General features: G+C 40.9%; 11 protein-coding genes and 1 riboswitch. Of the genes, 8 read left to right on the top strand and 3 right to left on the bottom strand.

All coding sequences use genetic code 11. From position 1 onward, the window contains the following. The first annotated feature begins 108 nt into the window (after positions 1–108). Positions 109–212, top strand: a riboswitch (SAM riboswitch). A gap of 72 nt (positions 213–284) precedes the next feature. The 6 genes from CHB66_RS11920 to CHB66_RS11895 all read left to right on the top strand — a co-directional run bounded on the left by CHB66_RS11920 (position 285) and on the right by CHB66_RS11895 (position 8,851). Then, positions 285–1,328 carry a homocysteine S-methyltransferase family protein gene (locus CHB66_RS11920; protein WP_089241233.1) on the top strand — a complete coding sequence of 348 codons (1,044 nt, stop codon included), beginning with the start codon at positions 285–287 and terminating at the stop codon, positions 1,326–1,328. Then, positions 1,321–4,017, top strand: coding sequence for a methionine synthase (metH, locus tag CHB66_RS11915; RefSeq protein WP_089241231.1), 2,697 nt, complete (start codon positions 1,321–1,323; stop codon positions 4,015–4,017). Before CHB66_RS11920 ends, metH begins: the two co-directional genes overlap by 8 nt. Positions 4,018–4,107: 90 nt before the next feature. Next, the gene (metF, locus tag CHB66_RS11910) at positions 4,108–5,061 is read left to right on the top strand and encodes a methylenetetrahydrofolate reductase [NAD(P)H] (protein ID WP_089241229.1); all 954 of its coding nucleotides are present in this window, start codon (positions 4,108–4,110) and stop codon (positions 5,059–5,061) included. A 336-nt stretch (positions 5,062–5,397) separates the two neighbouring features. Further along, positions 5,398–6,246: a hydroxymethylglutaryl-CoA lyase gene (locus CHB66_RS11905; protein ID WP_089241227.1), complete on the top strand. Its 849-nt coding sequence runs from the start codon at positions 5,398–5,400 to the stop codon at positions 6,244–6,246. An 82-nt stretch (positions 6,247–6,328) separates the two neighbouring features. Beyond that, positions 6,329–6,892: a PepSY-associated TM helix domain-containing protein gene (locus CHB66_RS11900; RefSeq protein WP_089241225.1), complete on the top strand. Its 564-nt coding sequence runs from the start codon at positions 6,329–6,331 to the stop codon at positions 6,890–6,892. A gap of 318 nt (positions 6,893–7,210) precedes the next feature. Then, positions 7,211–8,851: a Na/Pi cotransporter family protein gene (locus tag CHB66_RS11895; protein WP_089241223.1), complete on the top strand. Its 1,641-nt coding sequence runs from the start codon at positions 7,211–7,213 to the stop codon at positions 8,849–8,851. Positions 8,852–8,918: 67 nt separating this feature from the next. Here the strand turns inward: CHB66_RS11895 and CHB66_RS11890 are convergent, their stop codons facing one another. Then, entirely contained in the window at positions 8,919–9,746 is an 828-nt protein-coding gene (locus tag CHB66_RS11890; RefSeq protein ID WP_089241221.1) for a universal stress protein, read from the bottom strand. A 150-nt stretch (positions 9,747–9,896) separates the two neighbouring features. Here CHB66_RS11890 and CHB66_RS11885 point away from each other — a divergent pair, with 150 nt between their 5' ends. Then, complete coding sequence (locus CHB66_RS11885; protein ID WP_089241219.1) at positions 9,897–10,655, top strand: SDR family NAD(P)-dependent oxidoreductase; 759 nt, start codon at positions 9,897–9,899, stop codon at positions 10,653–10,655. 111 nt (positions 10,656–10,766) lie between these two features. Continuing rightward, the gene (locus CHB66_RS11880) at positions 10,767–11,420 is read left to right on the top strand and encodes a Crp/Fnr family transcriptional regulator (protein ID WP_089241217.1); all 654 of its coding nucleotides are present in this window, start codon (positions 10,767–10,769) and stop codon (positions 11,418–11,420) included. Positions 11,421–11,529: 109 nt separating this feature from the next. Here CHB66_RS11880 and CHB66_RS11875 read toward each other — a convergent pair whose 3' ends face one another. Both CHB66_RS11875 and CHB66_RS11870 read right to left on the bottom strand, forming a co-directional pair. Continuing rightward, a complete protein-coding gene (locus CHB66_RS11875) occupies positions 11,530–12,132 on the bottom strand; it encodes a carbonic anhydrase (protein ID WP_089241215.1) in 603 nt (200 codons plus the stop codon). Further along, positions 12,132–13,886, bottom strand: a complete 1,755-nt coding sequence (locus CHB66_RS11870; RefSeq protein ID WP_089241213.1) for a SulP family inorganic anion transporter — start codon at positions 13,884–13,886, stop codon at positions 12,132–12,134. Before CHB66_RS11870 ends, CHB66_RS11875 begins: the two co-directional genes overlap by 1 nt. Between the last annotated feature and the right edge of the window lie 217 nt (positions 13,887–14,103).

Raw genomic sequence — 14,103 nt, 5'->3', positions numbered from 1 at the left:
ATTGTTAAATCATTTCATTTCGATGTAGTTTATTGTCAAATTCTCTACGTTGACAAAGATTTTTTAAAAAAGTTGATATTATTGAAGATTAGGCAGTACCTTTGGACTTGCTTATCGAGAAAGACCGAGGGAAGGGCCCTGAGACGTCTTAGCAACCTGAATCAGCAAGGTGCTAACTCCCATTCCGAATTGAGTTCGGGAAAAGATGAGCGGTAGATTAGATTCAAAAATCTTTTTTCTTCCGGTTCTTGCTCGCATAGGTTTTTGAATAGATAGCGACAGACATGAATAGAACCGAGTTACTTCTCAACCAATCACAAAATAGAATCCTTATCCTAGATGGAGCCATGGGTACCATGATCCAGCGATATAAACTCACTGAAGATGATTTCAGAACTCCTGAGTTGAAGCATCACCCAAAGCCACTCAAAGGTAACAATGACTTACTTTCCCTCAGCCGTCCTGATATTATCACAGCCATTCATGCTGCTTACCTTGAAGTAGGTGCAGATATCATCGAAACCAATACCTTCAGCGGGACTACCATTGCCCAAGCTGACTATGGTTTAGAACATCTAGCTTATCAGATCAATTATGAATCTGCGAAGCTTGCCAAAGAGGTCGCTTTAAAATATTCAGAGAAGACCCCTGATCAGCCAAGGTTTGTCGCTGGAGCAGTGGGGCCAACTAATAGGACGGCTTCTATATCACCAGATGTGAATGATCCTGGTTATCGAGCTGTGACTTTTGATGAACTTGCAGCAGCTTATAAGCAGCAAGTAGAAGGTCTCCTTGACGGAGGTGCTGATATCATTTTAGTGGAGACTATATTCGATACACTGAATGCCAAAGCCGCTATCTATGCTATTCAGGAGGTTTTTGAAGAAAAAGGCTTACCACTAGATCCTAAAGATGGAGGTATTCCAGTAATGATCTCTGGTACGATCACTGATGCGTCAGGCAGGACTTTGTCTGGTCAGACCACGGAGGCATTTTTGATATCTGTATCCCATATACCCCTATTCAGTGTGGGGCTAAATTGTGCACTTGGTGCCAAAGAATTGCGCCCTTATCTGAAAGTGCTTTCAGAAAATGCATCTTTCAATATCAGTGCATATCCCAATGCAGGATTGCCTAATGAGTTTGGTCAATATGATCAAGATGCAGCAGAGATGTCGGGTCAGGTGGAGGAGTTTCTCAAAGATGGTTTGATCAATATACTGGGAGGATGTTGTGGAACTACACCAGACCATATTGCTGCTTTGGCTAAGACAGCAGCAAAGTATAGTCCAAGGAAATTAGAATTTGTAAACGATTCAGATGAGTAAAATCAAAAATATAGATGTGATGAAGCTTTCGGGGTTGGAGCCTTTGGTTTTTACACCTGAAATCAACTTTGTCAATATAGGAGAGCGAACCAATGTCACAGGGTCTAAGAAGTTTGCCAGATTAATTCTCAATGGGCAATATGATGAGGCACTGGATGTAGCATTAGAGCAAGTTCGTGGAGGAGCTCAGGTATTAGATGTGTGTATGGATGAAGGGATGCTTGATGGTGTAGCTGCAATGCAAAAATACCTCAATTTGATTGCTTCTGAGCCTGAGATCAGTAGAATTCCAATCATGATCGATAGTAGCCGCTGGGAGATAATCTTGGCAGGCCTCAAGTGTATTCAGGGCAAGGGGATTGTAAATTCCATTAGTTTGAAGAATGGAGAGACTGAATTTATTCACCAAGCCAAGACTATCAAAAAATTTGGTGCAGCTGTGGTGATCATGGCATTTGATGAGGCGGGTCAGGCGGATACCTACCAACGTAGAATCGACATTTGTAAGCGTAGCTATGATATTCTCGTTAATGTGGTAAAGTTCAATCCTCAGGATATCATCTTTGACCCAAACATATTTCCAGTTGCTACTGGAATGGAAGAACATAGGAAAAACGCTTTAGATTTTTTCCATGCAACCCAATGGATCAAACAAAATCTCCCTGGCGCCAAAGTCAGCGGAGGAGTGAGTAATGTGAGTTTTTCTTTTAGAGGGAATAACCCTGTGCGGGAAGCTATGCACGCAGCTTTTCTCTATCATGCCATCAAGCATGGAATGGATATGGGAATTGTCAACCCGACGATGCTAGAAGTCTATGATGATATTCCAAAAGACTTGCTTCAAAAAGTAGAAGATGTGCTTTTTGATAGGCATGATTCGGCTACAGAAGATTTATTGGAATTTGCCGAGACGGTGAAGGCTTCTGATAAAAAAGAGGCAGCAGCGGAACTTTGGAGAGAAGAGCCTGTGTCTAAACGAATAGAATATGCATTGGTCAAAGGAATCATAGACTACATCATCGAAGATACAGAAGCAGCTAGGATTGAACTCAAAAATCCGCTCAAAGTCATCGAAGGACCTCTTATGGACGGGATGAATGTGGTGGGGGATCTTTTTGGAGAAGGTAAGATGTTTCTGCCGCAGGTAGTGAAATCTGCCAGGGTGATGAAAAAAGCCGTAGCTTACCTAGAGCCCTTCATGCCAAAAGTAGGAGATGTGGATTACAATGAAGAGCAAAGTAGCATCAAGAAGATACTTTTGGCCACTGTGAAAGGTGATGTGCATGATATTGGTAAAAACATAGTGGGAGTAGTACTCGCTTGCAACAGCTATCAAATCATCGACCTAGGTGTGATGGTAGATGCGCAAAAGATCATCGATGAAGCGGTCAAGAATAAAGTTGACATTATTGGATTGAGTGGTCTGATCACACCGTCTTTAGACGAGATGGTTCATGTAGCTGCTGAGATGGAGCGCCAAGGCCTTCAAATTCCACTGCTCATCGGTGGGGCTACGACTTCAAGAATTCACACAGCTGTCAAAATTGACCCTGTATATTCTGGAACAGTGATTCACGTAACGGATGCATCCAAATCTGTCCCCATAGCAGGTGAGTCCATCTCTGAAGAGACCAAAGAAGCTTATCACAAGCAAATCAAGGAAACGTATAGACAACTGAGAATCGAGCACGAAGCTAAGCAACAAGTAAAGCAAATGGCAACGTATGAAGAAGCCAAAGCTAATCCAGTATTTATTGATTGGGAGCATTACCAGCCTGTGGTGCCTTCTCAACTTGGAACCACTGTGTTGGAAGATTTGGACTTGAATATTTTGAGGCAATACATCGATTGGACCCCTTTCTTCAGCACATGGATGCTTTCGGGCAAATACCCTAAAATCCTCAAAGATGAAGTTGTAGGTCAAGAAGCACAGCGACTTTTCAAAGAGGCCAATGACATGCTGGATCAAATCATTGCTGAGAAATGGCTTCAAGCTAAGGCAGTAGTGGGACTATTCCCTGTGGATCGTGTGGAAGATGACTTAGTACTTCCAGGGCATGGAGTAAGTTTTCATTTCTTGAGACAACAGGGTAAAAAAGGCAAAGGTGTGCCTAATCGCTCCTTAACTGATTATATTCACCCAGATCAAACAGATTACCTAGGGGGCTTTGCAGTGACTGCTGGCTGGGGGATCGAGACGAAGCTGAAGGAGTTTCAAGAAAAAGGAGACGACTATAATGATATCATGCTCAAAGCACTAGCCGATCGACTCGCTGAAGCTGGAGCGGAATATCTTCATGAATTGGTAAGAAAGGAACTTTGGGGCTACGCTAAGGATGAAAACCTGGATAATGATGCGCTGATCAAGGAAACCTACACAGGAATCAGACCTGCTCCAGGTTACCCTGCTTGTCCAGAGCACAGCGAGAAGCGAACGCTCTTCAACTTGTTGCAAGTAGAAGAAAGTATAGGAATCACTTTGACGGATAGTTTTGCCATGTACCCTACCTCTTCGGTAAGTGGATTTTACTTTGGGCATCCTGAGAGCAAGTATTTCGGACTAGGAAAAATCGGAGAGGATCAAGTCAAAGATTACGCTAGAAGAAAAGGTGTCAGCCAAGAACAAGCAGAAAAGTGGCTTTCTCCAAATTTGGCATATTCACCATCATTTAATATTCAAGAATCTTAAGTTTAACGCGCCTACAAGTAGTAGATTTAATCAAATAATTTGATTCATTGAACCATTCCATGTGGCAACTGACAGATAAATTTTAAACGAATGAAAATTACAGAATATATTTCTCAAGCTGAGAAAACACTTTTCTCTTTTGAAATCTTACCTCCTTTGAAGGGGCAAAGTCTCAAGGATCTTTGTGAAGGAATTGAGCCTTTGATGGAGTTTCAGCCACCTTTTGTGGATGTGACCTATCATAGAGAGGAGTTCATTTACAAAAAGCATCCCAATGGCCTGCTTGAAAAAGTCAGTACCAAAAAACGTCCTGGCACTGTTGGGATATGTGCTGCGATCATGAATCGATTTCAGGTAGAAGCAGTACCACATTTGTTATGTGGGGGATTTACAAAGGAAGAGACAGAAAATGCATTGATTGACCTGAATTTTATTGGTGTGCAGAATGTGCTGGCTTTGCGAGGAGATGCTCCTAAAAGTGAGAATAAGTTTGTGCCAGAGCCCGATGGGCATGCATTTACCAAGGACTTGGTAGCTCAGATTATAGGGATGAATCAGGGGAAATACCTGCATGAAGAGACTGAAACAGGCTTTCAGACAGATTTTTGTGTGGGTGTGGCAGGTTATCCTGAGAAGCATTTTGAAGCGCCAAGCTTAAAATTTGATCTCAAGCATCTCAAGGAAAAAGTAGATGCTGGTGCTGAGTACATCGTCACACAGATGTTTTTTGATAATGAGAAGTATTTTGATTTTGTCAAGAAAGTTAGGGACTTGGGAATTACAGTTCCGATCATACCAGGCTTGAAGCCTATTACAACTTTGGGGCAGATTACGATGTTACCGAGGACTTTCTTTCTTGATTTGCCAGATGCACTGATGGATGACTTAGAAAAATGCAGGACCAATGCAGATGTCAAGCAAGTCGGAATCGAATGGGCGATCCAGCAAAGTAGAGAGTTGATTGCAGCTGGGACTCCTTGCCTGCATTACTACACCATGAGTAAGGCTGACGCGACTTATAAGATTGCAAAAGAGGTCTTTTAAAGGTCTTTATTAAAAATCCTTTGAGGTCTTTATAATATCAAGATCTTTTCCTTGAATTCATTTGAGACCTCAAAGTATTAAATTTGATATGCTAAACCTGTGAGGTTTTTGGAAATCTCGAGGGTTTTGTTTTTCCATTCATCGTCCACAGAGAAATCTGTAAAATTCACAACATATGTTTTTCTTTTTTCCTTTTAGGTCCTTTACAGTTCCATTTTGATCGTTGCGAGAACCTATCATTTCTAACTAGTGGATCTTAGTCTTTTTTGGAACTCTAAGAGTTAATAATTGCAAAAAAAACTTGTTCCTCCAGACCTCTAGGACTATCTTCAAGGCATGATTAAACTGATAGAGTGTCCACGGGATGCCATGCAAGGGCTTCCGCAATTTATAGACACAGCCATCAAGGCTGCCTATATCAATCAATTGCTTCAAGTAGGTTTTGATACTATAGATTTCGGGAGTTTTGTAAGCCCCAAAGCCATTCCTCAGATGCGTGATACCGCAGAAGTGCTCGATCTTTTAGACCTTTTTGAGAGTAAATCAAAGCTCCTTGCTATAGTAGCGAATACAAGAGGAGCTGAGGATGCTTTGCAGTTTGAGCAGATTGACTATCTTGGTTTTCCGCTTTCTGTTTCTGAGACCTTCCAGCAACGCAATACGAATAGGACTATTCAGGAAGCTTTGCAGACGGTGGAAGAAATCCAAAACTTAGCTGAAGTCAAAGGCAAGATACTTGTAACTTATCTCAGCATGGGCTTTGGAAATCCTTATGATGATCCTTATTCACCTGAATTGATTGCTGATTTTGTCAAGCAATTGGACGAACTTGGCATCAAAATTATTTCATTTGCTGACACGGTGGGTACAGCCAGCCCAGCATTGATAAGCAATCTTTTTGAGGTCAATATCCAAGCTTATCCACATATTGAGTTTGGGGCGCATCTACATACCAAACCTGATGAGCTAGAACCCAAAATTAAAGCTGCGATCAAAGCTGGTTGTAAGCGATTTGACGGGGCGATCAAAGGCTATGGTGGTTGCCCAATGGCCAAAGATGACTTGGTAGGAAATGTAGCAACAGAGTCACTGATCAAAATCCTTGAAAAATGCGGTAGAACTCCAGGCTTGAATATGATGGAGTTCAACGAAGCGATGAAATTAGCCAATGTGGTTTTTGCCTAGTTGAGAATCTAATTTCACCGCTGATATGAATCTTTTTGTTTATTGATGATCTCTCGTGTACTTTGGAGTTTCTAAATAAAAAATGCCAAAAATCAACCAACTCGTCACCCAAACCAGAATCTCTCGAAGGCTACACAAGTGGTTTGGTGTGCCTATTGCCATTTTTTTGATCTTGGTATCGGTAACAGCAATTATGTTGGCTTGGAAAAAAGAAATGCGCCTCATTCCAACGAGTCAAAAGACAAGAGTTGCGGAAGGAGCTAATTGGATTCCTGTAGAACAAATTATTGTTGTAGCGAGCACTCACATGAAGGACAGTGTTGGTAAGGGATATGAAATTGATCGAGTAGATATCAGACCAGAAAAAGGTATTGCTAAAGTAGTTTTTAAAAGGCATTTTACAGAAATACAGGTGGATGGTTATTCTGGAGAAATACTGTCTGTCAGCCAAAGGAATTCTGACCTAATAGAAAAAATTCATGATGGTAGTATCTTGGATTTTATCTTTGGAAGAGATGGCGGGGTAAAGCATATTTATTCTACCATTACCTCAGTTTTTTTGATTCTTTTAAGTATCACAGGCTTGATTCTATGGTACAATCCAAAAGCAATAAAGAAGGAAAAAGCCAGAAGAATAGAACGCTGATCTAGCGGATTTAAACTGATTGGGATTTTAGTGAAGTTTGTAAATCTGTCAGACGGTTCCAAACCGTCAGATGGATAGACGATACCCGATACCCGTCAGACGGTTCTAAACCGTCAGACGGGTCAACGGTAAACCTTAATACGGTTCCAAACCGTCAGACGGGTAGAGCGTTAATCCCATAATAAGGTTTCAATCCGTCAGACGAGTGGATATGATTAAAACTGTGAACATCCGCCTAATCCCTTTCATCAGTATTCTATCAGACTTGCTTATTTGGGAAGATTTTCCCTATCTTAGTTTTCAGCATCATTGAGCACTATGGAACAAGAGATATTTGACTTTTGGAAGTTTTTGGCAGGGATTGGGCTATTCCTTTGGGGGATGAATCAGTTGGAGGGATCTATCAAGGAATTGGCTGGGAAGTCATTTAAAAATTTGCTTCAAAAATCTACCAATACCGCATGGAAAGGAATTTTGATTGGAGCAATGATTACTGCGGTTTTGCAAAGTAGTTCATTGGTGACCTTGATGGTCTTGGCATTTCTAGGAGCAGGGGTGATCAATCTCAAAAATGCCATTGGGGTGATACTAGGTGCTAATCTAGGAACTACAGTCACTGCATGGATTGTAGCAACGTTGGGTTTTAAATTTAGTGTAGCAGCTTTTTCTATGCCTTTTCTTGGAATGGGGAGTTTATTATTTTTATTTGCCTCTAGCAGGCCTATGCTTCGTAATTTGGGAGCTTTCACAGTTGGTTTTGGGCTCCTCTTTTTGGGTTTGGATTTTATGAAATCAGCTATCGAGGCAGTTGCTGATCAGATTGATTTAAGCCAATTTGATAAATATGGACTTTGGATTTATCTAGTCATTGGACTAGTAGTGACGGCATTGATCCAATCTAGTTCAGCGATGGTTGTGATCATCCTATCAGCCATGAGTGCTGGTGTCATAGGCTTAGTAGAGGGGGCAGTCCTGATCATTGGGGCTAATATTGGCACGACAGTAACTGTTGGTATCGGTTCGCTCAATGGGCCGGCAGATAAGAAAAGGCTGGCTCTGGCTCATTTCCTTTTTAATCTGATTACAGGCTTGATTGTGTTTGCTTTTATCCGGCCTTTGATAGATATCACAATGCAAGTATTCTCCATCCATGACCCATTGATGGAGTTGGTATTGCTGAATACCGTGATCAATTTGATTGGGATTTTGCTCTTTTATCCTTTTATCAACAAACTAGAAAACTGGCTTCGACATCAGTTTGGAGAAGAAAAGCAGCAAGGATTGGCAAGATATATTGGCAAAGTGAGTCCCCAAATACCAGAAGCTGCAGTAGCTGCTTTGGAAAAGGAAATTCACTTGGCATTTGATCTGACGGCTGACTTCATTTTCAAAATTTGGGAAGGAGATAGAATAGAAAATAAGAATATGTCTATCTGGCGAAAATTGATCCAACAGCCCTATGACCTGCTTTCTCAATATAAAAATATCAAGCAACTAGAAGACGAGCTCACCGCCTATCATATCCAATTGCAAGAAGAAAATTTGGATGAAGTATCAGCTCAAAGAGCAACTTCCCTGATGTTGGCACTGAGAACGATGGTCTACTCAGCCAAAGATATCAAAGATGTCATGCACAATGTCAAAGAAATGCATGAATCAGAAGATGATCAGGTCAAAGAACTATTGAGTTTTCTAAAAAAAATCACTTTTGACCAGCTCATTAAGATGAAAGCCTACATTGATGCCAGTCATGAAGGCGATAGGCCAGATTGGATCAGTATGCATGATAAGGTATATCAAAATGCCATAGGTGAACTCTACCAGAAAGCTAGAAAGCACCAACCTGAGATCCCGATTTCTACTTTAACCAATGTCATCAAACAAGTGATTTCTAGTTTGGATAATTTGGGTAACTCGATTATTCATTGGAAACACATGGAAAAAGTGGTGATAGATTAAAAAAAGCAGTAGCCTTTCGACTACTGCTTAGGGTTACATTTGGGTGGTTTTGCAACTTTTCGATTTCTTACTCAAATTTAACGCTGAGTACTGGGATTTCTGATTTGAAAAGAACAGTTTCTGTAGCACCAATCATATAAGTGTTGGCAGATTTCCTCTTGTTGGATGCCATACCTATAAAGCCAATATTATTTCTAGTGGCAAATTCGACGATACCATTTTCTGCTTCGTGGTGATTGTACACATGTTTGTGAATGATCAATTCCTCTTGACCTATAGCGTATTTTTGCATTTTATGTTCTGACTCCATAGAGGTTACAAATTTCTCAGGGGTATTGACGAAAAGGAAATGCACTGCGCATCGAAGTTGCTTGATCAATGGCTTCATTCGAGTAAATGCAGGTTTGGATTCCTCGTTGAAAAGAGATGCAAAAGCCATTTTGCGCAGATCATTTCCATTGAGAGGTTTTTTCACAGCCAATACAGGGCAATTGGCTTGGCGCATGACTTTTTGAAGGTTGGAGCCGATGAACTTACCCTCTATATGTCCTTTTCCATAGGCACCGATCACGATAAGATCAGCGGCTTGTTTTTCGGCTAAGTTGACAATTTCTTCATCAGGAAGGCCTACTTCTACTACACCTTCTATTGGGATTCCGGGTGATTTGTGGTCCATGATAAAAGCCTTGAGCTTGTCTCTGCTCTCTGCCTCTAGATCTATGATATCTTGATGTTTGGATTTTTCTTTTTCATCCAATTTTGCCCATTTGAGTGTGGAAGCCACGACATTAACACAGGTGATACTGCTGTTGCCTTTGGAAGCAATCTTCAAAGCACTTAGGAAAGCATTCTCTGAGTAACTCGAGAAGTCTACAGGGACGATGATTCTTTTCATGGCTAGGGTTATTTGGTTTCAATGATTCAAAGGTCTTTAATTTTTCTTTTTTATTTTATGACAAAAGTCAGTTAAAGTGCTGATTATAGACTGTTTAGTAAGTGAAGCTGTGTCGTATCTTTGAGTTACATCAATAAACTAACAAAAACCATGACACTCAAAGGAAAAACAGCAATTATTACTGGAGGCAGTGGAGGAATAGGCCTGGCTACTGCCAAGACATTTTTGGAGATGGGGGTAGCCGCCGTCATGCTGGTAGATCTCCGGGAAGAAGATTTGAAAGCAGCAAAGCAAACCCTCAATTCTGACTTGGTTTACACATTTGCAGCAGATGTCAGTCAAGCTTCACAAGTGGAGGCTTATACCAAAGCAGCAGTAGAAAAGATGGGGCCTATTGACATTCTTTTTCTCAATGCAGGAATTGAAGGAGTAGTGAAGCCTCTGACTGAGTATCCAGAGGAGATGTTTGACAAGGTAATCGCTGTGAATGTCAAGGGGGTATGGTTAGGGATGAAATATGGTTTCCCAGAAATGAAAAACGGAGGTGCTGTCATCATCACCTCTTCTGTAGCAGGCATGGTAGGCACTGCACAAATGATGGCTTATACCACTAGTAAGCATGCCACTATAGGTGCTATGAAAGTAGGAGCATTAGAAGGTGCTCCATTGAAAATACGGGTTAATTCTGTCCATCCATCACCTGTAGACAATAGGATGATGCGCTCTTTGGAAGATGGCTTTGCACCAGGTGCTGGAGCTGAAGTGAAAAAGAGTTTTGAGCAGATGATCCCACTTGGAAGATACGCGGATAATCAGGATATCGCTGACTTGGTTGCATTTCTTGCCTCTGATCAAAGTAAATTTATCACTGGTGCGACTTATGTAATCGACGGAGGCTTTACTACTTGAGCGTGTGGTTGGTTTACTATTTTAACAAAGGGTTGGGTATTTTATCCAACCCTTTTTCTTTTTGTGACTATTATCACTATTTTGGATATTCATTCAGCTTTTCTTTATCACATGGAATTAGATTACCTCAAACAAAAATTACCCAACATCACCGACCCTAATTTGCTTTGTGCCATGTTGGAGCAGGGTACAGTGCATAAATTCGATTATGGCAAGGTGATCACAGAACCAGGTCAGTTTGTGAAAATGGTGCCTATTGTACTGGAGGGAGCGATCAAAATCATGCGAATGGATGAAGATGGGAGAGAACTTTTCTTGTATTATCTCGAGCCTGGAGAAACTTGTGCGCTCTCCTTGACCTGCTGTACTACTTCCAAACCATCAGAAATCAAGGCTGTAGCTGAAGAAAATACCGTCATTTTAGGCATCCCGATTCAACTCCATGAACAGTGGTCTGATAGATACAAGCAGTGGAAAGATTTTGTAGCCAATACTTATCAAAATAGATTCCAAGAAATGTTGGTGGCCTTAGATGCAGTTGCATTCAAGCGAATGGATGAGCGATTGATGCGCTACATTGTAACCAAAATGAAGCAGTATAAGTCAAATGAGCTACATACCACCCATCAAGAAATCTCCAATGAACTAGGAACTTCCAGGGAAGTAATCTCAAGATTGCTCAAGCAATTGGAAAAGAAGAAATGGATTGAGTTAGGTAGAAATGTAATCTATATCCGAGATGACTTCGAAGAGTTGATTGCATAGTGGGTTTACTGGCTCGCAAAGGGTTCTAAGGGACGGAGAGAAGCAAAGGGAAAAGAAGTATTTTTAGTTCTTGCCGCTTGGGGTCATTATGATGACCATTGATTTTTCTTCAAACAATCACCTCTTCCTTCAAATTTCTCACTAATCCTGTAGATAAGTCAAATACCCAGCCATGGAGGTTGAGTTTGATGTCTTTGGCCAAGGCTTCTGTATAGACTGAGGATTGTTTGATATTTTCTATTTGCTCCAGTACATTGTATTCTACAAGCCGATTGAGTTTTTCGTTTTCATCTGCTATAGCCTCTAGGTCTTTTCTATAATGTCTGATCACATCTTTGATGTTGGCAAGCCAGTTATCGATCAGTCCATTGGCTTTGTTTTCATAAGCAGCCTTGATTCCTCCGCAGCCATAATGACCATACACGATGATGTCTCTCACTCCCAATGCTTCCACGGCATATTGCATGACAGAGAGGAAATTCAAGTCGGTGTGTGATACCACATTCGCGATGTTTCTATGGATAAATAGCTCCCCAAGTTCAGTCCCTAGAACTTTAGAAGGGTTCACTCGGCTATCAGAACATCCTAAGAGCAATGCCTTGGGGTGTTGACCTATTTTCAATTCATCGAAATACGCAGCATCCTTGGCCAGTACTTCTTTTACCCAATTTTCATTATTGGACAGGTATTGATTGACGTTGATCTGGCACATTATTTCTTGATATTTGATTGAATGGCGTATGGCGTATATTTTTCTAATGTTTCAGTATCCATTGTATGCTCGTAAGCTGAGACGGCTGAGTTATCATCTACAAATACATGGTCTGCACCCACACATTCTAGAATTGCCCACCTGTTGAGCACATCTCTTACTGGGCCTTTGATGCTTGTCATACAAATATCTATATCCGATTTTCTCCAAGCATTGATCCATTCATTAAGTTCATGTGCGCCCGTGCTATCGATATTGGTGACAGATTCCATGTTGAACACGATCATTTTTACCTGATCATTGCGCTCTTGAATCCATTTGTCCAGTTTGTCTTTGATGTATTCTACATTGGCAAAGTAGATTGGGCCATCGATTCTGACCATTAGTAAATTCTCCTTGACGTCTAAGTCCGAAAATCTATTGATATTTCTGTAGATATTGGTGCCGGGTACTCTACCAAGCTGAGCCATATGAGGTCTAGAAGCCTTGTAGATCACCACTAAAAGGGATAAAACCATCCCTGAAATGATTCCGGTCTCTATCCCCAGTGTCAATGTGATGATAAACGTCGCCACAAGCATGGTGAAATCAAACTTATCCTTATGCCATAAATGAACTGGTTCTTTGAAATCAACCAAGCCAGAAACAGCCACCAAAACCACTGCTGCAAGAATTGCACTTGGTAAATTGTAGAATAAACTTGTGAAGAATAGTAAAGTCAATACGATTAGTACCGCAGAAATGATAGAAGCCATAGTAGTCTTAGCCCCAGCATCATTGTTGACAGCTGTCCTAGAAAATCCTCCTGTCACAGGATAACCTCTGAAAAAGGCAGACCCAAAGTTGGCCATTCCCAAAGCGATCAGTTCTTGATTGGCATTGAGTCGATAATTTTTATGCTTTGCTTGGATAGTTTTAGCCACTGCAAAACTCTCTGCAAAACCAACCAATGAAATCGTCAATGCAATAGGGAAGAGTGTTTTCCAAGACTCCATATCAAAAGATGGTGAAGAAAAGGTAGGGAGTCCACTTGGTACATCACCTACGATTTTGACACCATATTGCGTCAAATCAAAACCTGCAACTAATGCAATACCCACCACTACTGCGACTAGAGGAGCAGGAAAGCTTTTATGAATTTTCTTACCGTACTTGATGATGATGATTCCAATTACGCCGATTCCAAAAGTGATCCAGTGAATGTCCCCAATATTTTGGAATATGGCTACAGCCATTTCTTGAATATGCTCAGAATTAGGCAGGTTGATTCTGAAAAGGTGCTTGATCTGACTCAAACCAATAATGATAGCAGCAGCGGAAGTAAAGCCACTGATTACAGGGTGGGAGAGGAAGTTGACAACAAATCCAAGTTTGAGTGCTCCCATTCCAAACTGAATCAAGCCAACCAAAAAAGCGAGTGTTAGTGCATAAATCAAATATTGTTCGGGAGATCCAGCATTCAAACTCGCTATACCTGATGCTGTCAATAGTGATACCATCGCCACAGGGCCAACTGCAAGCTGTCTAGATGTGCCAAAAATCGCATAAAGTAGAAGCGGGACAGTCACTGCATACAATCCATGTATGGGTTCCAAACCTGCAAGCATGGCATAAGCCATTCCCTGAGGAATCAACATGATACCTACAGTTAGACCCGCTGAAAGGTCACCCTGCAGATCTGTTTTTTTATAATTAGGTAGCCATTCCAAAATAGGAAGGAAACCTCTAAGCTTATGTGCAAACGTATTGTTCATAGTCTAAATTCTATTTGAAGATAGTAAAAATCAGGCTAGCCATCAGCATTTCCTGAAATCACCCTACAAAAGTCATAACTATTGAGATTAGGTTTGGTGATGTTTGTTACATCTGAAGCGATGTTTTATAAATTTTGAAATCTTGGATTTTTTTTGTCTTTGTAACTTTTATCACTTCATTGATTTACGGAAATTCACATTTTTGCTTTGTGACATA

Origin of the sequence: Belliella buryatensis (assembly GCF_900188245.1) — a bacterium.
In the GTDB taxonomy this organism is placed as follows: Bacteria; Bacteroidota; Bacteroidia; order Cytophagales; family Cyclobacteriaceae; genus Belliella; species Belliella buryatensis.
This window is presented reverse-complemented; position numbering and strand designations above follow the sequence as displayed.

What these genes read in the sequence shown, in the direction of transcription:
- CHB66_RS11920 (WP_089241233.1), top strand. Translation starts at nt 285, where the DNA reads ATGAATAGAACCGAGTTACTTCTCAACCAATCACAAAATAGAATCCTT.
- metH (WP_089241231.1), top strand. Translation starts at nt 1,321, where the DNA reads ATGAGTAAAATCAAAAATATAGATGTGATGAAGCTTTCGGGGTTGGAG.
- metF (WP_089241229.1), top strand. Translation starts at nt 4,108, where the DNA reads ATGAAAATTACAGAATATATTTCTCAAGCTGAGAAAACACTTTTCTCT.
- CHB66_RS11905 (WP_089241227.1), top strand. Translation starts at nt 5,398, where the DNA reads ATGATTAAACTGATAGAGTGTCCACGGGATGCCATGCAAGGGCTTCCG.
- CHB66_RS11900 (WP_089241225.1), top strand. Translation starts at nt 6,329, where the DNA reads ATGCCAAAAATCAACCAACTCGTCACCCAAACCAGAATCTCTCGAAGG.
- CHB66_RS11895 (WP_089241223.1), top strand. Translation starts at nt 7,211, where the DNA reads ATGGAACAAGAGATATTTGACTTTTGGAAGTTTTTGGCAGGGATTGGG.
- CHB66_RS11890 (WP_089241221.1), bottom strand. Translation starts at nt 9,746, where the DNA reads ATGAAAAGAATCATCGTCCCTGTAGACTTCTCGAGTTACTCAGAGAAT.
- CHB66_RS11885 (WP_089241219.1), top strand. Translation starts at nt 9,897, where the DNA reads ATGACACTCAAAGGAAAAACAGCAATTATTACTGGAGGCAGTGGAGGA.
- CHB66_RS11880 (WP_089241217.1), top strand. Translation starts at nt 10,767, where the DNA reads ATGGAATTAGATTACCTCAAACAAAAATTACCCAACATCACCGACCCT.
- CHB66_RS11875 (WP_089241215.1), bottom strand. Translation starts at nt 12,132, where the DNA reads ATGTGCCAGATCAACGTCAATCAATACCTGTCCAATAATGAAAATTGG.
- CHB66_RS11870 (WP_089241213.1), bottom strand. Translation starts at nt 13,886, where the DNA reads ATGAACAATACGTTTGCACATAAGCTTAGAGGTTTCCTTCCTATTTTG.